This window comes from Salinispora sp. H7-4, assembly GCF_013416675.1.
Taxonomy (GTDB): domain Bacteria; phylum Actinomycetota; class Actinomycetes; order Mycobacteriales; family Micromonosporaceae; genus Micromonospora; species Micromonospora vitiensis.
This window is the reverse complement of sequence record NZ_JABZED010000060.1, coordinates 12,841-34,466: the sequence shown is the minus strand read 5'-3', so window position 1 is coordinate 34,466 and position 21,626 is coordinate 12,841. Positions and strand designations below refer to the sequence as shown.

General features: G+C 71.2%; 13 protein-coding genes. 7 read left to right on the top strand and 6 right to left on the bottom strand.

Annotation, left to right across the window (positions count from 1 at the left end; genetic code table 11):
• Window positions 1-42: 42 nt before the first annotated feature.
• The 4 genes from H0524_RS22350 to H0524_RS22335 all read left to right on the top strand — a co-directional run bounded on the left by H0524_RS22350 (window position 43) and on the right by H0524_RS22335 (window position 10,147).
• Window positions 43-3,954: a phage resistance protein gene (locus H0524_RS22350; protein WP_180200415.1), complete on the top strand. Its 3,912-nt coding sequence runs from the start codon at window positions 43-45 to the stop codon at window positions 3,952-3,954.
• A 79-nt stretch (window positions 3,955-4,033) separates the two neighbouring features.
• A complete protein-coding gene (gene pglZ, locus H0524_RS22345) occupies window positions 4,034-6,739 on the top strand; it encodes a BREX-2 system phosphatase PglZ (RefSeq protein ID WP_180200414.1) in 2,706 nt (901 codons plus the stop codon).
• Window positions 6,739-8,043, top strand: a complete 1,305-nt coding sequence (gene brxD / locus H0524_RS22340) for a BREX system ATP-binding protein BrxD (RefSeq protein ID WP_180200413.1) — start codon at window positions 6,739-6,741, stop codon at window positions 8,041-8,043. Before pglZ ends, brxD begins: the two co-directional genes overlap by 1 nt.
• 1 nt (window position 8,044) lies before the next feature.
• On the top strand, window positions 8,045-10,147 hold the full coding sequence (locus tag H0524_RS22335) for a DEAD/DEAH box helicase (RefSeq protein WP_180200412.1): 2,103 nt from the start codon (window positions 8,045-8,047) through the stop codon (window positions 10,145-10,147).
• 95 nt (window positions 10,148-10,242) lie between these two features.
• Here H0524_RS22335 and H0524_RS22330 read toward each other — a convergent pair whose 3' ends face one another.
• Window positions 10,243-10,677 carry a GNAT family N-acetyltransferase gene (locus H0524_RS22330; RefSeq protein ID WP_180200411.1) on the bottom strand — a complete coding sequence of 145 codons (435 nt, stop codon included), beginning with the start codon at window positions 10,675-10,677 and terminating at the stop codon, window positions 10,243-10,245.
• A gap of 209 nt (window positions 10,678-10,886) precedes the next feature.
• Here H0524_RS22330 and H0524_RS22325 point away from each other — a divergent pair, with 209 nt between their 5' ends.
• Window positions 10,887-12,698, top strand: a complete 1,812-nt coding sequence (locus H0524_RS22325) for an ABC transporter ATP-binding protein (protein ID WP_180200410.1) — start codon at window positions 10,887-10,889, stop codon at window positions 12,696-12,698.
• A 55-nt stretch (window positions 12,699-12,753) separates the two neighbouring features.
• On the opposite strand, the gene H0524_RS22320 is transcribed toward H0524_RS22325, so the two are convergent.
• The 4 genes from H0524_RS22320 to H0524_RS22305 form a co-directional block, all read right to left on the bottom strand.
• On the bottom strand, window positions 12,754-13,584 hold the full coding sequence (locus H0524_RS22320) for a hypothetical protein (RefSeq protein WP_180200488.1): 831 nt from the start codon (window positions 13,582-13,584) through the stop codon (window positions 12,754-12,756).
• A 455-nt stretch (window positions 13,585-14,039) separates the two neighbouring features.
• Window positions 14,040-16,106 (bottom strand): 3-hydroxyacyl-CoA dehydrogenase NAD-binding domain-containing protein, encoded by a 2,067-nt coding sequence (locus H0524_RS22315; protein WP_180200409.1) that lies wholly within the window; start codon window positions 16,104-16,106, stop codon window positions 14,040-14,042.
• 55 nt (window positions 16,107-16,161) lie between these two features.
• A complete protein-coding gene (locus H0524_RS22310; protein ID WP_018721753.1) occupies window positions 16,162-17,358 on the bottom strand; it encodes a thiolase family protein in 1,197 nt (398 codons plus the stop codon).
• A 104-nt stretch (window positions 17,359-17,462) separates the two neighbouring features.
• On the bottom strand, window positions 17,463-18,818 hold the full coding sequence (locus tag H0524_RS22305) for a ribonuclease D (protein WP_180200408.1): 1,356 nt from the start codon (window positions 18,816-18,818) through the stop codon (window positions 17,463-17,465).
• 223 nt (window positions 18,819-19,041) lie between these two features.
• Here H0524_RS22305 and H0524_RS22300 point away from each other — a divergent pair, with 223 nt between their 5' ends.
• Together H0524_RS22300 and H0524_RS22295 are read left to right on the top strand one after the other, a co-directional pair.
• The gene (locus tag H0524_RS22300) at window positions 19,042-20,187 is read left to right on the top strand and encodes a S1C family serine protease (protein ID WP_375372022.1); all 1,146 of its coding nucleotides are present in this window, start codon (window positions 19,042-19,044) and stop codon (window positions 20,185-20,187) included.
• 270 nt (window positions 20,188-20,457) lie between these two features.
• Window positions 20,458-20,985, top strand: a complete 528-nt coding sequence (locus H0524_RS22295) for a hypothetical protein (protein ID WP_180200406.1) — start codon at window positions 20,458-20,460, stop codon at window positions 20,983-20,985.
• Window positions 20,986-21,003: 18 nt separating this feature from the next.
• Here the strand turns inward: H0524_RS22295 and H0524_RS22290 are convergent, their stop codons facing one another.
• On the bottom strand, window positions 21,004-21,603 hold the full coding sequence (locus tag H0524_RS22290) for a DUF3000 domain-containing protein (RefSeq protein ID WP_180200405.1): 600 nt from the start codon (window positions 21,601-21,603) through the stop codon (window positions 21,004-21,006).
• Between the last annotated feature and the right edge of the window lie 23 nt (window positions 21,604-21,626).

Genomic DNA, 21,626 nt, shown 5'->3' with positions numbered 1-21,626 from the left:
TGACGTCGGCGGCACGGTCGGGCGGCGACGCGAGGAGCAAGGATGACCCTGTTACGGGACGTGATCGACATTCCGACCTCGGTCGGGGACGGTGACTTCGTCGTCCGCGCCGCCGAGGGTGCTGACCTGCGTCGGTATGTCGTGACCGACCAGCTGCGGGAGAACTTCGTCGAGGCGCTGCGCCGGGTCGGCCATGCCGTCACCACCGGCCGCTCCCAGGCGGTGTTCCTGCACGGCTCGTTCGGCTCCGGCAAGTCGCACTTCATGGCGGTGCTGCGGGAGATCCTCCAGCACAACCCGGAGGCCCGCGAGGTGCGCGGCCTGGCCGAGCCGGTGCTGGCCGCTGACCCGTGGCTGCGCGACCGAAAGCTGCTCCCGCTCACCTTTCACATGCTCGACGCCCGCTCGGTCGAGCAGGCCGTCCTGGAGGGCTATCTCAACCAGATCACCGCGCTGCACCCGGCGGCGCCCGTCCCCGCCGTACACCGGTCGGACGCGCTACTCGCCGACGCCGCGCGGCTGCGGGAACAGCTGGGTGACGACGCCTTCTTCGCCACCTTGCGCGACGGCGGCGGCGCACCTGCGGCCGATGGCGGTGGGCCTGCGGCCGATGGGGGCGGGCCTGCGGCCGATGGCGGTGGGCTCGCCGTGCTGGTCACCCGGGCCGCCGGTTGGACCCCGGACAGCTACGCCGCCGCCGCGGCGGCGCCGCCGGGCACCTCCGACCGGGACCGCCTCGTCAGCGCGCTGACCAGCACCTTCTACACCGGGGCGGTCCGCAGCGGGGAATACCTCGACCTGGACACCGGCCTCGCGGTGATTACCCGGCACGCCAAGTCGCTCGGGTACGACGGGCTCGTGCTCTTTCTCGACGAGTTGATCCTCTGGCTCTCCACGAAGATCAGCGACCACGTCTTCGTCAACACCGAGGGCGCCAAGCTCAACAAGCTGGTCGAGTCGGCCGACGCCACCCGCCCCCTGCCACTGATCTCTTTCGTCGCCCGGCAGCGCAACCTGGAGGACTTCCTCGGCCCGCAGGTCGGCGGCACCGAGCGGGAGGCGCTCGCGCATGTCATGCGCAGCGTGCAGGGCCGGTTCGGCGAGGTCGCCCTCGCCGACACCAACCTGCCGGAGATCACCGAGAAGCGGCTACTCAAGCCGCTTTCCGACGAGGGACGGGCGGTGATCGACAGTGCGTTCGGCGCCGTGAAGGGAAACCGGGAGGTGTGGGACGCGCTACTGCTCGGCGCCCAGTACGGCGACGCCGGCATCGGCTCCGACGCCGCCGCCTTCCGCAAGCTCTACCCGTTCTCACCCGCCCTGGTCGCCACCCTGGTCGCGCTCTCCCAGGCACTGCAGCGGGAACGCACGGCGCTGAAGGTGATGACCGAGCTGCTCGTGGACCGCCGCGACACCCTCGAGGTCAACGACCTGATCGGTGTCGCCGCGCTCTTCGACCCGCTCGTCCTGCACGGCGAACTGCCGGACCGGCCCAAGCTCAAGCAGCTCTTCCAGTCTGCCCGCACCCTCTACCGGCAGAAGCTGCGGCCGATCCTGCTCGATCTCAACGGCATCACCGAGCAGCAGGCCGCCGGGCACCAGCAGTTCCAGCTCGACGACAAGCTGATCAAGACGGTGCTGCTCGGGGCGCTGGTGCCCGAGGTGCCGGCCCTGCACAACCTCACCGCCGCCAAGCTGCACGCGCTCAACTTCGGTTCGATCGCGTCCCCGATCCCCGGCTACGAGCGGCAGATCGTGCTCAACCGCCTGAACCGGGTCGCCGACAGCGCGGGCGAGCTGCACCTCACCAAGACCCCCGATCCGGTGATCAGCCTCAAGCTGCACACCGTCGACTACGACAAGCTGCTCGACCTGGTGCCCGAGGAGGAGACCACCACCACCGGCGTCCGACAGCAACTCCTCCGTGACCTGGTCACCGCCGAAATGGGCATCACCGGGGCCGGCGGGCAGCTCGGTGAGCTGCTGGTCCCGCGTCCGTGGCGGGGCCGGACGCACACCGTCCAGGTCAAGTTCGGCAACGTCCGCGACCCTGACACGATGCCGGCCGCCGCGCTGATCGGTACCGGGGAGGCGTGGCGGATCGTCATCGACTACCCGTTCGACCTGCCGGAATACCAGCGCAGCGATGACCGGGCCCGGATCGAGAGCCTGGAACGCGGCTCCCGCACCGTGTTCTGGCTGCCGTACTTCCTGACCGACGAGCTGATGGGCAAGGTCGGCCAGCTCGCCAAAATCAACTATCTGCTCGGCAGCGGCACCGGCGACCGACTCAACTCCCTCGCCGCGGACTGGTCCCTCGCCGACCGGCAGCAGGGCAAGGTCTACCTGCAACAGCGCCAGACCCAGCTGCGCGGCACGCTGCTCAGTGCGCTCATGCAAAGCTACGGGTCGGCGGCCTCGCACGGGTCGGACGTACAGGACGACGCCGTCGGGGTGTTCCACACCCTCACCGAGGGGCTGCACGTCGGTGATCCGCGCGGCGGCACGCTCGCGGAAGCCTTCCACAACTTGACCGGGGAACTCCTCGCCTGGGCCTACCCGGGCCAACCGGCGATGCCCGACGACGAGAAGCCGGTCACCCGCGGCGAGTTGGCCAAGGTCCTGGAGTACGTCCGGCGGGCCGCCGCCGATCCCACCCGCGGTGTCACCGTCGCCAACCCGACCGACCAGCGCACGCTGCGCCGGATCTGTAACACCCTGCGTCTCGGCGAGTACCACGACGGCCGGTACGTGCTCACCACCTCCACCTGCCGGTGGAGCCAGCAGCTGCTGCAGGCCGCTGCCAACGACGGCTACACCGACCGCTTCCCGGTGGGCGTGCTGCGCAGGCTCATTGACGAGCCCGCCGCGTTCGGCTTCGAGCGTGATCTGCAGAATTTGATCATTATGGTGTTCGGGCTGGACCAGCAACTCGCCTGGTACCAGCACGAGGTCAAGATCGATGTGGCCGACCTCGCCGCGGTGCGAGACGAACTGGAACTGCGGCACCCGCCGATGCCCGACGAGCAGGCGTGGGCCACGGCGGTCGATCGCGGCTCGGCAATCTTCGGTGGCGTTCTGCCCGTCTGGCATACCCCGGCCAACCTGGGCGAGCTCGCCGGCACGCTGCGTTCGTCGGCGGCGAGCCGGCAGCAGGCGGCGGGGGAACTGGTCAAGGCGCTCACCGTGCACGCGGACGTGCTCGGCCTGGACGTCGCGGCGGCAACCGGCCGCCTGGCGACCGCACGTCGGGCGGCCCGGTTCGTCGCCGACCTGGCCGGGGAGCGCGACGACGTGGTGCTGGTCGAGACGATGGCCCGCGCCGACCTGGGCGAACTCGACGACCAGGCAGTCGGGGCGGTACTCAGCCAGGCCGAGAAGGTCAGCGGTGCGTTGGCCCAGCAGCACCAGTGGCCGGTACTCCAGGCCATCTCGGCCCGGGCCGCCCACGACCAACAGGCCCGAGCGATCATCGAAGAGCTGCGGGATGCCGCCCGGCGGGACCAGCACGGGCAGGGCCTCGTCGACGCCCTCGGGGCGGCCGTCTCCGCCTCCGCCGCCCTGTTGGCCGCCGGGCCGTCAGCTCGCCCCGACGACGGTACGGCTGCTGGTGGGACGCCCGCCGACCGGGCTACCGGGCCGGTGCCGCCACAATCCGGTACGCGGCCGGACGACGAGGGCGTCAACCCAGCCGGCCTTCAGCCCGGTCGGGCCACCGGCGGCACCATCGATGGCGCGACGACCGGCGGCACGATGGTCGGCGGCGTGCCGGCCCAGACCGCCGGTCCACCGCCGATCGGTGGCGTGGTCGACCGGACGGCCGATGGCCCGGTCGCTGTGGCGCAGCACACCCGCGAGGTGACTGACCCGGCCGGCTGGGACAAGGTCGCCGCCGAGATCGCGAGCGAGGTCAGTGCCGGCCATCGGGTCATCGTCACCTGGGAGATCCGCTGATGTGCACCGCAGCCGGACGGGGCGACACCGGGAGCGCGGCCAACCGACGGCTGGCCGCCACAGACCACCGGTCGCTGTCGTGAGCGCGCCGGTCAGCACCGCACAGCCGGACGCCGTTCGTCGGAAGGTCGAGGCGTGGCTCGCCGAGGACGACCCGGCCGAAGCCATCGCGCTGACGGCCCGTCCGGAATGGCCCGTCGGACCGTTGTTGACCGTCGCCGGAACCGCGGTGCGGGTGGTGCCCTGCCCCACCCCGATCGCCGCCCGCGCCGCCCTACACGACCGGGCCGAAGGTGAGCGACTGGTGCTGCTGACCGAGCTGACCGACAGCGAACTGGGCGACGGTCTGCTCGCCCACCTCAGCCGGCAGACCGTCCGAAAGATCGACCCGTGGGATCTGGTCCGGCAACTGTTCGGCGGGGTGAGCGCCCTCGACCCGACCCTGGTTCGGCTCGGTCGCTGGGTCGCCAACGCGCTCACCGACTTCGCTCCGCCAACCGGATGGCCACCTCCGCCCGGGGTGCTCCTCACCCGGGACCACGCGCTGCGAAGCCTCGCCGCCGAGTTGCTCGACCTGCCCCCCGCCGAACTCGACGACAGCGGCCTCGTGCAGTGGAGCACGCACGCCCACCGGCAACTGCGCTTCACCACGGTGCCCGACGCCGTCGCCGAGGGGATCACCGACTACCTGACCAGCACCGCCGGCCCGGCTGCCACCCCGATCATGGCCAGCGTCCGCGCCGGGCACGGGGTGGACGCGATCCCACTGGGGTTGCTCGCCGGGCTGCTGTGGGCCAACGGCAGCGAGACTGCCGTCGAGGTGGCCGCCGCCATCGGCAGGACCCGGATGGAGCCACGCTTCGGCGGGCTGCGGCTCTCCCCAACGCAGGCCCAGGCGCTACACCAGGCAGCCGAGGCGTGGATCTACCGAACGGTCGACTCCGGCCCCCACGGGCAGGCCGAGGCGATGCGGATGCTGCGGCAGGCCGAGGCCATCGCCGCCGAGATCGGCACCACCGATCTGCTGGGCTCCTCCGCCGTCCTGCCCACCGGCTTCGGGTACCGACTGCGGGCGTTCGCCGACGCCGTACGGCTCGCGGTGCCGACCAGCGGGTCGGCGCTGCCGGCTGCGGTCGCCCGTGCCCAGTCGGCGCTCGCCGCGGTCGAAGCGCATCGCGCAGCAGACACCCGGCGGGTGGAGACCGCCCGCATGGCCGTGCGGCTGCTGCGCTGGCTGCACACCGTGGACGGCCCCGCGCCCGCCACCCTGCAGGACGCGGTGCATCGGCAGGTCCGCCAGGACGGATGGGTCGACCGGGCCCGGCTCGACATCTTCGCCGGCGACCCCGATCTGCCGGTCGCCGAGGCGTACCGGCTGCTGCACGAGGCCGTGGACGCTCGCCGGTCCCGCCACGACCAGCAGTTCGCCACCCTGCTCGCTCGCGAGACCGCCGCCAACGCCGAACCGGGCGCGCTGCTACTCGTCGAGGACGTACTCGACCGGGTGGTCCAGCCGATCCTCGACCATGGTCGTCGGGTGCTGCTGCTCATCCTCGACGGCATGGGCGTGGCGGCGGCCACGGAGCTGGCTGAGTCGGTCACCAGCAGCGGGGCCTGGGTGGAACTCACCCCCGCAGGTGGGCCACGGACCGGTGTACTTGCGGCGCTGCCCACGGTCACCGAGGTCAGCCGGTGCAGTCTGCTCAGCGGGCGAATCACCACCGGTGGCCAACGGGCGGAGCTGACGGCGTTCGCAAAGCGGTGGCCCACCGGGCGGTTGCTGCACAAGAAAGCGATACGGGCCGCTGCTGGCACCGCCCTGGACCCGGAGGTGCTGGCCGCGCTCGATGATCGGGCGACCCCGGTGGTCGCCGCGGTGATCAACACGATCGACGACGCCCTCGACCGTGGCGACCCCGGCAGCACGGTCTGGGGCAGGGACACCGTCACCGCCGTCGGTGACCTGCTGGCGTCGGCAGCCGACCGAATGGTTGTGCTGGTCTCTGACCACGGGCACGTGGTCGACCGGGGGCCCGAGTCGGTCGTGCTGCCCAGCGCCGGCAGCGAGAACCGGTGGCGGACGGGCAGTGGGCCGGCCGGCGCTGGCGAGATCGCGGTCAGCGGCGGCCGGGTGGCGCTCGGCGGCGGCTCGGTAGTCCTGCCGTGGCGGGAGGAGGTGCGGTACGGACCGCGCAAAGCGGGCTACCACGGCGGCGCCGCACCGGCGGAGGCCGTCATTCCGCTGCTTGTGCTGACCACGAACGACGACCAAGCCGTACCCGGATGGGCCGGTGGCCCAGTGGCCAGCCCCGACTGGTGGCGGGAACCGCTGCCCGAGGTGGTGGCAGCGCCGTCCGACTCGGCTTCGCCCGCCCGCAACCGACACCGGAGCCCCGTCGAACCGCAGGTCGAGAGCCTGTTCGACCTGGATCCCGCGCCCGCCCCAGCAGCCGCGGCTCCCGCACCACACCCCACTCTCCCCGACCTGGTGCCGGCGCTGCTCGCCAGCCCTCGCTACGCCGAACGGCGGAATCCCCGAACGCCGCTGGCAGACGAGCGGGTCGCCGCGCTGCTCGGCATCCTGCTCGCCGGTGGCGACCGGGCCACCCTCGACACCCTTGCCGCTCGGGCCGGAGTACCGGCGCACCGGATCACCGGCACCATCACCGCGCTGCGCCGTCTGCTGCAGGTCGAGGGATACCCCGTCATTACCGTCGATCCCGACGGCCGTACCGTCCACCTCAACCGGGCGCTGCTGGTCGAGCAGTTTGAGCTGGAGCCGTAATGACCGCCGAGATCTCCGCCCGCCGCCGCCGAGACATCGTTGACGCGCTGCGTCGCGGCGTCGTGCCGAGTAGCGGGCTCGACGCGCTCGCGGTCGGGCTGGATCGGTTCACCGCCGCCCTCGACGACGACCTCGACCGGGTCGCTGGTGGCGGCAGCGTGTTCAAGGCCGTCCGGGGCGAGTACGGCGCCGGTAAGACCTTCTTCACCCGGTGGCTGGCCGAGCGGGCCAAACGACGCGGTTTCGCCGCCGCCGAGGTGCAGATCTCCGAACTGGAGACGCCGCTGCACCGGATGGAGACCGTCTACCGACGGCTCGTCGAGCACCTCAACACCGAGCAGTTCTCGCCCAGCGCGTTCCGGCCCGTACTCGATGGTTGGATCTTTGCGCTGGAGGAGGACGCCCTCGCCGACGGGGTAGTCGCCGAGGACGACGCGGAGGCGCTCGACCGCGCCGTCAGCGACCTGCTGGAGCGCCGACTCGGCGAGATCTCCCGCAGCACACCCGGCTTCGCGGCGGCGTTGCGCGGCTACCGTGCTGCCACCGCCACCGGCGACCACTACACCGCCGACGGCCTGGTGGCCTGGCTCGGCGCTCAGCCACACGTCGCCGCCGCAGCGCGGCGGGCCGGCGGGGTGAAGGGCGACCTCGACCACTACGCGGCGCTGAGCTTCCTGCGTGGACTGCTGACCGTCCTGCGCGACAGCGGGCACCAGGGGCTCCTGCTCGTGCTCGACGAAGTCGAGACGCTGCAACGGGTACGCTCCGACGCCCGGGACAAGGCGCTCAATTCGCTGCGCCAACTCATCGACGAGATACACGCCGAGCGTTTTCCCGGCTTGATGGTCGTCATCACCGGCACTCCGGCCTTCTTCGACGGACCGCAGGGAGTGCAGCGCCTCGCGCCGCTCGCCCAGCGGCTCGCCACCGACTTCGGGCCGGAGCGACGCTGGGACAACCCCCGCGCCACGCAACTGCGGCTGCCCGGTTTCACGACCGGCGCGCTCGTCGAGCTCGGTAACCGGGTGCGCACGATCTACGCCAGCCCAGCGGTTGCGGCTCGAGTAGACGACGACTACCTCGCCACCCTGGCCCGAGCCGTCACCGGAGCGCTCGGCGGCCGGGTTGGAGTCGCGCCCCGGATCTACCTGAAGAAACTGGTCGCGGAGGTTTTCGATCGCGTTGACCAGTTCTCGGACTGGGATCCGCGTCGCCACTACGAGCTGACCCTCGGCGCAGCCGAACTGACCGAGGTCGAGCGCAACGCAGCCGCCTCGGCGGACGATATCGAACTGCCGATCTGACATGTTGCCGGACCTTGACCCGGTCGTTCTGCACCATGTGGTCAACACCCTGGGCTGGCGCGACCTACGCCCGATGCAGCGCGCCGCCGTCTCCCCGGTTCGCGACGGCTCGGATGCCCTGCTCCTCGCCCCGACCGCCGGCGGCAAGACCGAGGCGGCGCTGTTCCCACTGCTCACCCGGATGGCGGAGCAGCGCTGGACCGGCACCTCCGTGCTCCATCTGGCCCCGCTGAAGGCGCTGCTCAACAACCTGCAACCCCGGATTGAGCAGTACGCCGGTTGGCTCGGCCGCCGAGCCGCCGTCTGGCACGGCGACGTCAGCGCCGCACGTCGGCGTACCGTGCTCTACGAACAGCCCGATATTCTGCTGACCACCCCCGAGTCGCTGGAGTCCATGCTGGTCAGCGTCCGGGTGGATCACCGGCTCTTCTTCGCCGGCCTGCGCGCGGTCGTCATCGATGAGGTGCACGCCTTCGCCGGGGACGACCGCGGGTGGCATCTGCTGGCCCTGCTGGAACGACTGAGCCGGATAGCCGGGCGGCCGTTGCAGCGGATCGGGTTGTCCGCCACCGTCGGCAATCCCGCTCCCCTCCTGACCTGGCTCCAAGGCTCCGGGGCCGGCAACCGACCCGCGCAGGTGGTCGCCCCGGAGACGGCGGCGGTGGCCGAGCGCACACCGCCGGGCGACATCGAGCTGGACTACGTGGGCTCCCTACCCAACGCGGCGAGGGTGATCGCGGGGCTTCACCACGGGCAGAAACGCCTGGTCTTCTGCGAGTCTCGGCAGACGGTCGAAGAGCTCGGCCAACTGTTGCGGGAGAAGGGGATCACCACCTTCCTCTCCCACGCGTCGTTGTCGACCGACGAACGTCGCCGCGCCGAACAGGCGTTCAGCGAGGCGCGGGACTGTGTCATCGTCTCGACCAGCACACTTGAGCTCGGCATCGACGTCGGCGACCTGGACCGGGTCATTCAGATCGACGCTCCCGCCTCGGTCGCCTCCTTCCTACAACGCCTCGGCCGCACCGGCCGTCGCCCCGGAACCAGCCGCAACTGCCTCTTCCTGACCCTCGACGGGGAGGCGCTGACCGAGGCAGCGGCGCTGTTGCTGCTCTGGTCCCGCGGCTGGGTGGAACCAGTGACCCCGCCACCTGAACCGCGGCACATCGTCGCCCAACAGATCCTGGCTCTCTGTCTCCAGGAGCGACGGGTCGGCGACCAACTCTGGACCCAGGAGTGGAACGGGCTCGGCCCCTTTGGCGAGAGCGCCCGACCGATCGTCCGTCACCTGGTTGACCAGGGCTACCTCGACCGCGACGCGGACATGCTGTTCATCGGGCCCATGGCCGAACAGCGTTTCGGTCGTCGGCATTTCATGGAGCTGACCGCGGTCTTCACCGGACCCCCGGAATTCACGGTGTTGGCCGGGCGGGACGAGCTCGGCCGGATCGATCCGAGCCTGCTCACCGAGGAGGTCCGAGGCGACCGCCGACTGCTGTTGGGCGGTCGTAGTTGGCGGGTCACCTACATTGACTGGCGTCGGCGACGGTGCTTCGTGGCGCCGGCTGACACTGGTGGACGAGCGCGCTGGCTCGGCACCGGATGGGCCGGGCTGAGCTTCACGCTGGCCCGTACCGTCCGCGAAGTGCTGCTCGGCGGAGTCCCGCCCGTGAAGCTGACCAAACGCGCGTCGGACCGGCTCGCCCGGGAGCGTGAAGAGAAGCTCCACCTCGTGCATCCCGGCGGGAACGTCATTGTGCGTAACAAGAGTGGCGACCTGCGCTGGTGGACGTGGGCAGGCTTTCGCACCAACGCAACCCTGACCGCAACGCTCGGCCAGGTGATTGATCCGGTCGGGCGGTTCGACGATCGCAGCATCCGCCTACGAGCAGACCTGACGCCCGCGGAGTGGGCTGTGGCGGCAGCGACGGCGGAAGAGCGACTCTGCCTCCCCGAGATTGACGAGAAAGCTCTGGAAGGCCTCAAATTCTCCGCCGCACTTCCCAAACGGCTAGCTGAAGCCACGCTCGCGGCTCGCTCAGCCAACGTCGAAGGTGCTGCCGCCATCCTGCACCAATCCAGCCGCTTTACCTCCCTTGCCTGAGTCCACCCCGCCGCCGCGGGCGGTTCTGGGGCGACCTGGCCGCCAGCCCCGGCTGGGCGGGTGGCGCCGGGACGGGCGCCGGCCACTTTCGGCGTTCACCGGTTCTCGAGCTGCATCCACCGGTCCGGCCGTGCGAGCGGGTCGAAGCCGAGCTTGGCGTACACGCCGTGCGCGTCCCTGGTGGCCAGCAGGATGCGGCGTACGCCGAACTCCGCGAGATGGTCGCGGACCGCACCGGTGAGCCAGGTGCCCAGCCCCCGTCCGCGCGCGGCAGGCTCGATGTAGACATCGCAGAGCCAGGCGAAGGTGGCCCGGTCGGTCACTGCCCGGGCCACCGCTACCTGGCGCCCGTCCTCCGGCCGGTAGACGCCGAAGCCGATCGAGCCCGCGAAGGCGCGCTCCACGGTCGCCCGGTCCCGCCCCTGGGCCCAGTACGCGTCGGTGGAGAGCCAGTGGTAGACCAGGTCAAGGTCGAGCCGCTCGGGCGCGGTGCTGACCAGGTAGCCGTCGTCTCGGGTCAGGGTGATCATCGGCCCGATGCTAGCCGCCGCTCACCCCGCTCCAGCAGTCATTTTCTCCGTCCTGGTCTGCCGGAGCGACCGAAAACCGGTTGCGGTGCACCGGCTGGCGCCCGCTAGCCTCGGCGCGCATCGACATCAGGCGGGCTACCGGAGGAGAGATCCGATGACAACACCAGGCGGTCTTTGGCTTCCCTCTTTCCGCACTGCCTGGAGTCTTCGTGTTTCGCCTCTTCGAGAACGCCGCCGATCCCTTCGGCACCGATGAGCCCGCTGACGCACCACAGCGGGTCCTGCCCTACCTGATCTCCGAGTTCCGGCCGCTGCGGTGTGTCCTCACCGCCAGCCTGCTCGCCACCGTCATCAGCGCCGGCGTCGAGCTCTGGCTCATCGCGTACGCCGGCCGCCTGGTTGACACGCTCGCCGGGGCCGACCCGGCGACGCTGTGGCAGACCCACGGCGTGGAGCTGTGCCTGGTCGGAGCGCTGATCCTCTTCGCCCGCCCGCTCCTGCACCTGTTCAACGAGGGCCTGGACGACATCGCCTTCCGGCCCAACGCGCGCACCCGCGCGCTCTGGCGTGCACATCGGCGGGTCTCCCGGCAGCCGGTCGGCTGGTTCCGCGAAGACCTCTCCGGTCGCATCGCCACCCGGGTGCGGGAAGGCTCGGCGGCCGCGGCCATGGCGACGTACAACGTCGTGCACACGCTCGCCTTCGTCTTCGTCTACATCCTCGGGTCGATCTGGCTGCTGGGCTCCGTCGACCCACGCCTCACCCTGCCGCTGGCGGTGTGGATCCTGCTCTACGCCGGGCTGATGGCGTACGTCGTGCCGCGCTACCGGGCCGCCGCCGAACACCATCAGGACGCGGACTCGGCGGTCACCGGTCTGCTGGTCGACTCGTACGCCAACGTCGACACGCTTGCGCTGCTCGATGTTCCGGCCGCGGCCGACCGGGCCGTCTTCGCCGCCGAGCGCGAGGCCCGGCTGCGGGTGGAACGGCTCGAAGTCACCATGAACGTCGGGATGATGTGCCTCAGCGGGATCCTGATGGTGGGGCTGATCGGGTACGGCATTCTGCTCTGGCAGGCCGGTGCCGCCCCCATCGGCCTGGTCGCCGCCACCCTGGCGCTGACCTTTCGGATGACCGCGATGGCGGAGTGGCTGCTCGACGGTGTCTCGGCGCTCTTCGGGCATCTCGGCACCCTGCGCCGCGCGCTGCGCACGATCGCCCAGCCACCAGCGGTCACCGACCGCCCCGACGCGGGCACCCTGGCCGTGCGGAGCGGTGCCATCCGGATCACCAACGTCAGTCACCACTACGGTACGGGCAGCGGTGGGCTGGACGGGCTCAGCCTCGAGATCGCCGCGGGCGAGAAAGTCGGCGTCGTCGGGCGCTCCGGCGCCGGAAAGTCCACGCTCGTCAATCTGATTCTGCGGTTCTTCGACCCGGAGGTGGGCACCATCGAGATCGATGGCCAGGACATCGCCGCGGTGACCCAGCGGAGTCTGCGGCGGCAGATCGCCATGGTGACCCAGGAGGCCACGTTGCTGCACCGCTCCGTCCGGGACAACATCGGTCTGACCACAGCCGGGGAGGAGAGCATCGTCGCGGCGGCGCGACAGGCGGCGGCACACGACTTCATCAGCACGCTGTCTGACCAGGATGGTCGTACCGGCTACCACGCACATGTCGGCGAACGAGGGGTCAAGCTCTCCGGCGGCCAGCGTCAGCGCATCGCCCTCGCTCGTGCCATCCACAAGGACGCGCCGATCCTCATCCTGGACGAGGCGACCAGTGCCCTCGACTCCGAGATCGAAGCGGTGATCCAAGAAACCATGGACAAGGTCATGGCCGGCCGTACGGTGATCGCCGTCGCGCACCGACTCTCCACGATCGCCCGGATGGACCGGATTGTCGTACTCGACCAGGGGCGAGTCGTCGAGGACGGTACGCACGCCGAACTGCTCCGCCGCGACGGCCGCTACGCCGCCTTGTGGGCGAGACAGGTTGGTGGCTTCCTCGGGCGGTAGCCGGGCGCGGGTGATTGGCGGCCCGCCCCGCCGTCCGGGAGGGTGGGGCCCGGCCTCAGGAGCGTTGCTCGATCTCGGCTCGGATGTCGGCGAAGTTGGCGCGGGCCGTGCTGGCCGACGCGGAGAACATCACGATCATGCCGACGCTGCCCTTGTCCGCCCAGGCGCAGACTCCGAGCGGGATGTCCGAGGCCTTCCCGTCCCCACATTTCGCGACACCGCCGAGGGGGTCGGTGGAGACTGTGGACATCTTGCGGACGTTCAGGTCCGAGGCGAGCTGCTCGACGGTGGCGTCCAGCTCCTGTTGCGGGTTGAGGACGAAACCGGAGGCACCAGCGATCATGATGATGTCCTCATCCTCGAAGCTGCCGTAGAAGGCCCCGACCGTGCTGTTCCCGCTGCTGACCTTGGCCTCCAGCTCCTTCACCAGCTCGTCGGCGAGCGCCTTCAGCTCCGAGTCGGTGCTCCTGGCCCGACCGTCGAGTGTCTTCGGTGCGACGAGGCGGATCTGTGGTTCGGGACTGGGCTCGGGGCTGGGCTCGGTCGACGGGGTTGGTTCCGTGCTGTCGGCGGCTTGCGGCGTTTCCGCAGAGGGCGGGGCGGCGGCCGGGGGCGGCGCCGAGCTGTCTCCGCCGGTACGGGTGAGGTAGGCGAGGCCACCCAGCGCGAGTACGAGCAGGCCGGCCAGGCCGAGCGAGAGCAGCAGGGTGGACCGTGCCGGCCGCCGGGAGGCCGATGCCGCGGAGCCGGACGATGCCGCGGAGCCGGACGATGCCGCGGAGCCGGACGATGCCGCGGAATCGGACGGGGCCGCGGGGCTACCCGTCTCCGCTGGTTGCCGATCCTGGTCAGCCAGGTCGGGCTCGGCCGGAGGGATCGGCGGGATGGTGCGGTGTGCCTGGGTCGGCTCGTCAAGTGTGGCTGACCAGTTGGGAAGGGCCGGCTTGGCGGGAGGGGCCGGTGTGGAGGCCGGGGCCGACCAGGGGAGCGGGGCCGGTGTGGAGCCAGGCGGGGTCGGTGTGGGGTCGAGTGGAGGCGGTGTGGGGTCGAGCGGGGGCGGGGGCCGCCAGCCGTCCGGTCGCGGTTCGGGGGGCTCCGGACGCGCGTGCCGGGCTGCGCGCGGCGGGGAGGACGGCGGTGGATAGCTGGGCTGGGCACCGTGCTCCGGCGGGCCGGACCAGGGATCGACCGGTGAGGACATGACAACGCCTCCAGGCGAGGGTGCTGGCGGCTGATGCTAGCCGGTCGGGGATCCGGTCCACGGGACCGACCCCCGCCGGCCAGAGACGAATCGCGGTGGCCACCCGAGGGCGGCCACCGCGATCACGGGGAAGGGGCAGGTCAGGCCGGGAGGCTGGCGACACCGGCCGGCAGGAACCGCTTGCCGGTGACCCGTTCGGTGGTGCCGGTGCGGTCCAGGTACGGCGTGACGCCGCCCAGGTGGAACGGCCAGCCGGCGCCCAGGATCAGGCACAGGTCGATGTCCTGCGCCTCGGCGACCACGCCCTCGTCGAGCATCAGCCGGATCTCCTGCGCCAGCGCGTCGAGTGCGTTCTGCCGGACCTGCTCGGCGGTGAGCGGCTGGTCGCCGACCACCAGCAGGTTGGCCACCTCGGCATTGATCTCGTCGTCTATGACGATCGGTTTGCCGGCCTCGGCGATCCGCTTGAGGTTCTCGCTGACCCCGAAGCGGTCCGGGAAGGCCGCGTGCAGGATGCCACCGACGTGGTGCGCCACCGCCGGCCCGACCAGCTGCAGCAACGCCAGCGGGCGCATCGGTAGGCCCAGCGGATCGAGCGCGTTGTTCGCCACCTCAAGCGGGGTGCCGGCGTCCACCGCGGCGAACACCGTGCCCAGGAAGCGGGTCAGCAGCCGGTTGACCACGAACGCGGGCGCGTCCTTCACCAGCACGCTCGACTTCTTCAGCTGCTTGCCGACGGCGAACGCGGTGGCCAGGGTGGCGTCGTCGGTCCGCTCACCGCGGACGATCTCCAGCAGCGGGAGCACCGCGACCGGGTTGAAGAAGTGGAAGCCGACCACCCGCTCCGGGTGCTCGAGGTCCGCGGCCATCGCCGTCACCGACAGCGACGACGTGTTGGTGGCCAGCACCGCCTCGGGCTTGACGATCTTCTCCAGCTCGGCCCAGACCTGCTTCTTGACGGTGAGGTCCTCGAAGACGGCCTCGATGACGAAGTCCGCGTCGGCGAAGACGGACTTGTCGACCGATCCGCTCACCAGGCCGTACAGCTTGGCGGCGGTGCCCTTGTCCATCCGGCCCTTGCTGACCGACTTCTCGATCTGCTCGTGCACGTAGGCCACGCCCTTGTCGACCCGGGCCTGGTCCAGGTCGGTCAGGACGACCGGCACCTGCAGACGGCGGGCGAACAGGAGCGCGAGCTGGCTGGCCATCAGGCCGGCGCCGACGATGCCAACCTTGGTCACCGGCCGGGCCAGGTCCCGGTCGGGCGCCCCGGCCGGACGCTTGGCCCGCCGCTGCACCAGGTCGAACGCGTAGAGGCCGCTGCGCAGCTCCGGCGAGAAGACCAGGTCGGCCAGGGCCTCGTCCTCGGCGGCGGTGCCGGCGGCGAAGTCCGCCTCCTTGGCCAGGCCGAGCAGTTCGAGGGCCCGGTTGGCGGAGGGGACGGCGCCGTGCAGGCGGGCATCCAGGGTCTGCTTGGCGAAGAAGAGGACGCCGTCCCACATTTCCCGGTCAACCTCGGGCCGGGTCACGGTGTGCTCGCCGCGGACCACGGCGGCGGCCCACTCCAGGGACCGCTCGAGGAAGTCCGCCGGCTCCAGCAGGACGTCCGCGAGGCCCATCTCCGCCGCCTGCTTCGGCTTGAGCATCTTGTTCTGCATCAACGGGTTCTGGATGATCACCTGGGTCGCCGCCGGGATGCCGACCAGGTTCGGCAGCAGCTGGGTGCCGCCCCAGCCCGGGATGATACCGAGCGAGACCTCGGGTAGGGCGAGGGCTGCCGCGCCGACGGACAGCGTCCGGTAGTGGCAGTGCAGGGCCAGCTCCAGGCCGCCGCCCATGGCCGCGCCGTTGACGAATGCGAAGGTCGGAACGTCGCTGTCCTTGAGCCGGGCGAAGACCCGGTGGCCGAGCTGCCCGATCTCCAGCGCCTGCGCGCGGTCGGTGAGCAGCGGCAGGCCGGTGAGGTCCGCTCCGACGCAGAAGATGTAGGGCTTACCGGTCACCGCGACGAACGCCGGCTTCGCCGCGTGGGCCGCCGTGATCGCCTCGTCCAGGCTGGTCAGACCACCGGGTCCGAGGGTGTTCGGCTTCTTGTGGTCGAAGCCGTTGTCCAGCGTGATCAGGGCGGCGGGGCGGTCCAGGCCCGGTACGTCCACCAGGCGCAGCAAGGCCTTGGTGACGACCTCGTTCGGTGCCGCGATGCTCACTGTGCCTCCTCCGTTTCCGACTGCGGGACGCACTGGCTCGACCCGTTGCTCGCGCTCACTTGGCTCCACCCTCCCAGTGCGGGTTCTCCCAGATCACGGTGCCGCCCATGCCGATGCCGATGCACATGGCGGTCAGGCCGTAGCGGACCTCCGGGTGCTCGGCGAAGTGCCGGGCGAGCTGGGTCATCAGCCGGACACCGGACGAGGCGAGCGGGTGGCCGATGGCGATCGCGCCGCCCCACGGGTTGACCCGCGGGTCGTCGTCGGCGATGCCGAAGTGGTCGAGGAAGGCGAGTACCTGGACCGCGAAGGCCTCGTTCAGCTCGAACAGGCCGATGTCGTCGATGGTCAGGCCGGCGATGCGCAGCGCCTTCTCGGTCGACGGGATCGGGCCGATCCCCATCACCTCGGGCTCGACGCCGACGAAGCCGTAGGAGACCAGCCGCATCGCGACCGGCAGACCCAGCTCCCGTGCGGTCTCCTCGGCGACGAGCAGGCTCGCCGTGGCGCCGTCGTTCAGCCCCGCCGCGTTGCCGGCGGTGACCTTGCCGTGCGGGCGGAACGGCGTCTTGAGGGTGGCGAGCTTCTCCATCGAGGTGTCCCGCGGCGCCTCGTCCACGGTGGCCAGACCCCAGCCGGTCTCCGGGTCCCGGACCGCCACCGGCACCAGGTCGTCCTGGAGCTTGCCGTTGGCGTACGCCTTGGCGGTCTTCTGCTGGGAGGCGAGCGCGAACGCGTCGGTGCGCTCCTTGGTGATGTGCGGTACCCGGTCGTGCAGGTTCTCCGCGGTGGCTCCCATGACCAGGGCGGACTGGTCAACCAGTCGCTCCGCGACGATCCGCGGGTTGGGGTCGACTCCCTCGCCCATCGGGTGGCGGCCCATGTGCTCGACCCCACCGGCGATGGCGACGTCGTACGCGCCCATGGCGATGCCGCCGGCGACCGTGGTCACCGCGGTCATCGCGCCCGCGCACATCCGGTCGATGGCGAAGCCGGGCACGGTCTTGGGGAGGCCGGCCAGGAGCGCGGCGGTCCGGCCGATTGTCAGGCCCTGGTCGCCGATCTGGGTGGTGGCGGCGACGGCGACCTCCTCGACCCGCTCCGGCGGCAGCTGCGGGTTACGGCGCAGCAGCTCGCGGATGCAGCGGATCACCAGGTCGTCGGCGCGGGTGTTGGCGTACATGCCACCCGCTTTGCCGAACGGGGTGCGGACGCCGTCAACGAAGACGACATCCCGAACTTCACGGGGCACTTGAGCCTCCTAGCCGGATAGCCGGACTGGCGTTTTCTCGGATGCTACTTGTCAGTAACCAACTGGAGTACCACCCCCTGTGTGGCCCACCCCACATCGATGACTCAGGTTTCGGTCGGCGGTGGGCCGACCAGGGCCCGGGTCAGGTCCGGCTGCAGCAGCGCGATCTGCCACTCGCGCGCACCCAGGCCCCGCAGGGTCTCCGCCACGGTGCCCTCGGTGATCTCCTCGGGCGGAACCCAGGCGAGGCGGCGGATCGAGTCCGGGGCGATCAGGTTCTCCGGTGGCAGGGTGTGCGCGCCGGCGGTCCCGACCACCACCTCCCGGCACCGGGTCAGCCGGGCCGCCGCGACCGGGTCCCGCTCGGCCCACCGGTGCGGCGGCGGCGGGCCCTCGACCGTCGGCGCGACCGGCAGCGACTCCGCTGGCAGCTCCCGGGCATCGTCCAACGCCGCCAACCAGGTACGGGCCAGCCGGCGCACCGAGCGACCGCCGAAGCCCGGCAGGGTCAGTAGCGTCTTCTCGTCCCGCGGATCCAGCTCGGCGGCGGCGACGATCGCCGAGTCCGGCAGCACCCGTCCCGGAGCCGCGTCGCGCCGTGCCGCGATCTGGTCCCGGGCGTACCACAGGGACCGCACCCGGGCCTGCGCCCGCGCCCCGCGGACCCGATGGATGCCCGAGGTACGGCGCCAGGGGTCGGCGCGGACCCGGGGCGGGCGGGCACCATTGCGGACCAGCGCGGCGAACTCCTCGGCCGCCCACTCGGCCTTGCCCTGCCGGGTCAACTCGGCGTCGAGCGCGTCCCGGAGCTCGACCAGCAGCTCCACGTCCAGGGCGGCGTAGGTCAGCCAGGACTCCGGCAGCGGCCGGCTCGACCAGTCCGCCGCCGAGTGGTGCTTCTCCAGGCTGAACCCGAGCAGGTTCTCGGTCAGCGCGGCGAGCCCGACCCGCTCGAAGCCGGCGAGTCGGGCGGCCAGTTCGGTGTCGAAGAGCCGCCGTGGCCGCAGACCCAACTCGGCCAGGCAGGGCAGATCCTGGCTGGCCGCGTGGAGTACCCACTCGGCCTCGCCGATGGCCTCGTCCAGACTGGCCAGCTCCGGCAGCGGCAGCGGGTCGATCAGGGCGGTGCCGGCGCCGGCGCGGCGCAGCTGCACCAGGTACGCCCGTTGGCTGTACCGGTAACCGGAGGCGCGTTCGGCGTCCAGCGCCACCGGGCCGGTGCCCTGGGCGAAGCGGGCCACGACCTCGGCCAACTCCGCCGGAGTGGTCACCGGCTGAGGGGTGCCCTCGCCGGGCGCGGTCAGCGGGGTGGGGCCGCCCTCGGCGTCGCGCGAGGTGGTAGCTGGGCCACCAGCGGTCGGGTCAACGTCCGTGTCTCCCGGCCGGATCAACGGCGGGTGCGGTGTGTCTCCCGTGCGGTTTGCGGCGGCCCGACGGGGTAGGGGTGGTTCGTCGGTCACCCGACAACCCTATTGCGCTACCCGATCGGGCGGGGACAGCCGGTCCAGTGCGTGTCGTGAGTCAGCCGTTTCGGTGGAGTAATCCGAGCAGACAAGGGATGTGCGTGCCAGATACGGTCGTAGACCACAACATTCGTAGCGGTCGAACAGTTAGCGGTCAAGGCCGGCGGTTGCCACCATGTGGCAACGGTATCGGCGCGGGGAGGGCACGGCAATCATGAATATGGGTGAGGGATTATCCGAGGTGGGAGGCGAGTCCACGCCTGGAACCACCTGGTCCCCGCCGCTCCAGCCCGGCCGGTTCAGCGCGGCATCCGGGGCTCCGGTTCCTCCAGCGGTCCCGGTTGCCGCGGCTCCTCCGGCGGTCCCGGCTCCTCCGGCGGCCCCGGTTCCTCCGACGGTCCCGGCTCCTGCCGCGGCTCCTCCGGTTCCGCCTCCGGCGGTCTCGCCGTACGGCGGCTCGGTCGCGTCTGGCCCCACCCAACCGTCGGCTTTCGGGCCGGGCGTTCCACCGCCGTTCGTGCCCCCTCCTGGCGGTCCAACCGGGCGCTGGCCCAGTGACCAGCCGGCTCCCGCCCCGGCGTCTCGGCGGCCTGCCCTGTTCGGGCGGGTGGCCGTGCTGCTGGTCGTTGCGGCGCTGCTCTCGGTGACCGGTGTCCAGGCGTACCAGATCCATCAGCTCACCGGGCAACTCGCCGACACCGATCGGCGGCTGGACGCTGAGCAGCAGGAGAGCCTGGCTCGGCTCGACGGGTTGGAGGCGCGGGCGCGGGAGCTGGAGTCGGCGATCGGTGCTGCGTTCGACCCGGAGGCGATCGCCGCTGCCGTGTTGCCCAGCGTGTTTCGGATCCGCGCCGGGCAGTACACCGGCAGCGCGTTCGCCGTCGGTGAGCCGGCCGCTGATGGTGGTACCAATCTCTTCACCAACTTCCACGTCGTCGAGGAGGTCTGGGAGGACGGGGACCGGCAGGTCTTCCTGGAGCGCACCGACCAGCGCTTCCCGGCCACCATCGTCGAGGTTGACGAGGCCAACGACCTCGCCCAGCTTCGGACGACCAGCACCTTCACCGGGCTGGTCGCCGCACCGACCGCGGTCAAGTCCGGTCAGCCGATCGTCGTTGTGGGCGCACCCCTCGGCCTGGAGGACAGCGTCACCACCGGTGTGGTGAGCGCGTTTCGCGAGGCCAAGGGGGGTGATCCGCCGTTTATTCAGTTCGATGCGCCGATCAACCCGGGTAACTCGGGTGGCCCCGTCATCAACGACGAGCAGCAGGTGGTCGGGATCGCCACCGCCAAGGCCTGGGATGCCGAGGGGATCAGCCTCGCCGTGCCGATCGCCACCGCCTGCGACGGTTTCGAGATCTGCTAACCCCGTTCCGGTACCTCGTTCCATATCAGTTCGCCCTGCCCTGACCCGCGGGTGAACTGCCCGAACTGCTCCACAGGAGGAGTCATGTCCCATCCCCCGATCGAGCCGACTGGAGCTGCGTCGGAGCCCACCGTGCCGGGGCAGCCGGTTCCAGCGCCCACCGTGCCGGGGCAGCCGTTTTCAGTTGCGCCGCAGCCTGCGGTGCCCGGGCAGCCAACCGGCGATCCTGCCGCTGCCCCAGCTCCGTCGGCCGCGCCCTTGGACAGCACCATGCCGCTCCCGACCATCAACCACCCGGTCGAGCAGCCGATGGCGGCCCCACCGATGATGTCGGGTCCGCCGATGTCGGGTCCGCCGATGTCGGGTCCGCCGTTTGGTACGGCTGCTGGCAGCGTCCGGCCGGCCCGGGCGACGGTGATTCTGGCCGTGGTGGCGGGACTGCTGTTCCTCGTTGGTGGGGCGATGACCGGTCTGTTCCTGAAGACCACCGGTGATCTGAACCGGGCGGAAGAGCGGATCAGCGAGCAGCACTCGACCATCGAGGCGACCAGCGCCGAGTTGGAGCAGGTCAAGGTCGACCTGCAACGGGCTCAGGAGACGCTGGCGCGTACCCAACAGGATCTCACCGGTACCCAGAACGACCGGGACGAGCAGGCCCGGCAGAAGGAGGTTATCGCCAGCTGCCTGGACAAGCTCAACACCGCGCTCACCGCGGCGGCGTTCGGCGATCTGGAGGCTTTCGAGGAGGCCAACGAGGGCCTGGAAGAGGTGTGCGCAGAGGCCGACGACTATCTCTGACCGGGCGCGCCCCGGCGCTCAGGGTCGTGCTGGCGGGGCGGCGCTCAGGGTCGTGCCGGCGGGGCGGCGCTCAGGGAGCGCCGTCACCCCGGGCGGCGGGAGGCCGGCGGTCGAGGCGAGCAGGGTGCACCAGGCGTGCAGATGCGGCACGAGTGCGTCGTCCATCGGCGTCCAGGACGCCCGGATCTCGACATCGCCGGCCGCGGGTGGCCCAGCCAGATCACCGAACCGGGTGGACATGGTCTGCGTGACCGTCCCCCCGATCGCCCGGTGCCGGGCGTTCCGCACCCTGAGGGCGTCGGTCAGCCAGGTCCAGCCCACCTCTGGCAGGAGCGGATCGGCGGCCAGATCCACCTCAAGCTCGGCGGTGACGTACGTCACCAGTCGGAGCGTGCCCTGCCACGCCTCGTGCCCGGCGGGGTCGTGGAGGAGGATCAGACGTCCGTTCGCCACCTCGTCGTCGTCCCGGAGGACGGTCGCGGCGAGGGCGAAGGCGAAGGGGGCCAGCCGTTGGGGTGCGCCGACCTCCTCCAACTGGATCTCGGTCCGGGTGGCGGCCGATCGCAGCCCGTCAACCGCGCGGGCGAACGTCTCCGGGAACGCGGTCGGGGGGGTCATTACTGAAGCGTAAGGGTCCCCGG

Coding starts and splice junctions, on each gene's coding strand:
- H0524_RS22350 (WP_180200415.1), top strand. CDS start 43: ATGACCCTGTTACGGGACGTGATCGACATTCCGACCTCGGTCGGGGAC.
- brxD (WP_180200413.1), top strand. CDS start 6,739: ATGACCGCCGAGATCTCCGCCCGCCGCCGCCGAGACATCGTTGACGCG.
- H0524_RS22335 (WP_180200412.1), top strand. CDS start 8,045: ATGTTGCCGGACCTTGACCCGGTCGTTCTGCACCATGTGGTCAACACC.
- H0524_RS22330 (WP_180200411.1), bottom strand. CDS start 10,677: ATGATCACCCTGACCCGAGACGACGGCTACCTGGTCAGCACCGCGCCC.
- H0524_RS22300 (WP_375372022.1), top strand. CDS start 19,042: ATGGGTGAGGGATTATCCGAGGTGGGAGGCGAGTCCACGCCTGGAACC.
- H0524_RS22295 (WP_180200406.1), top strand. CDS start 20,458: ATGCCGCTCCCGACCATCAACCACCCGGTCGAGCAGCCGATGGCGGCC.
- H0524_RS22290 (WP_180200405.1), bottom strand. CDS start 21,603: ATGACCCCCCCGACCGCGTTCCCGGAGACGTTCGCCCGCGCGGTTGAC.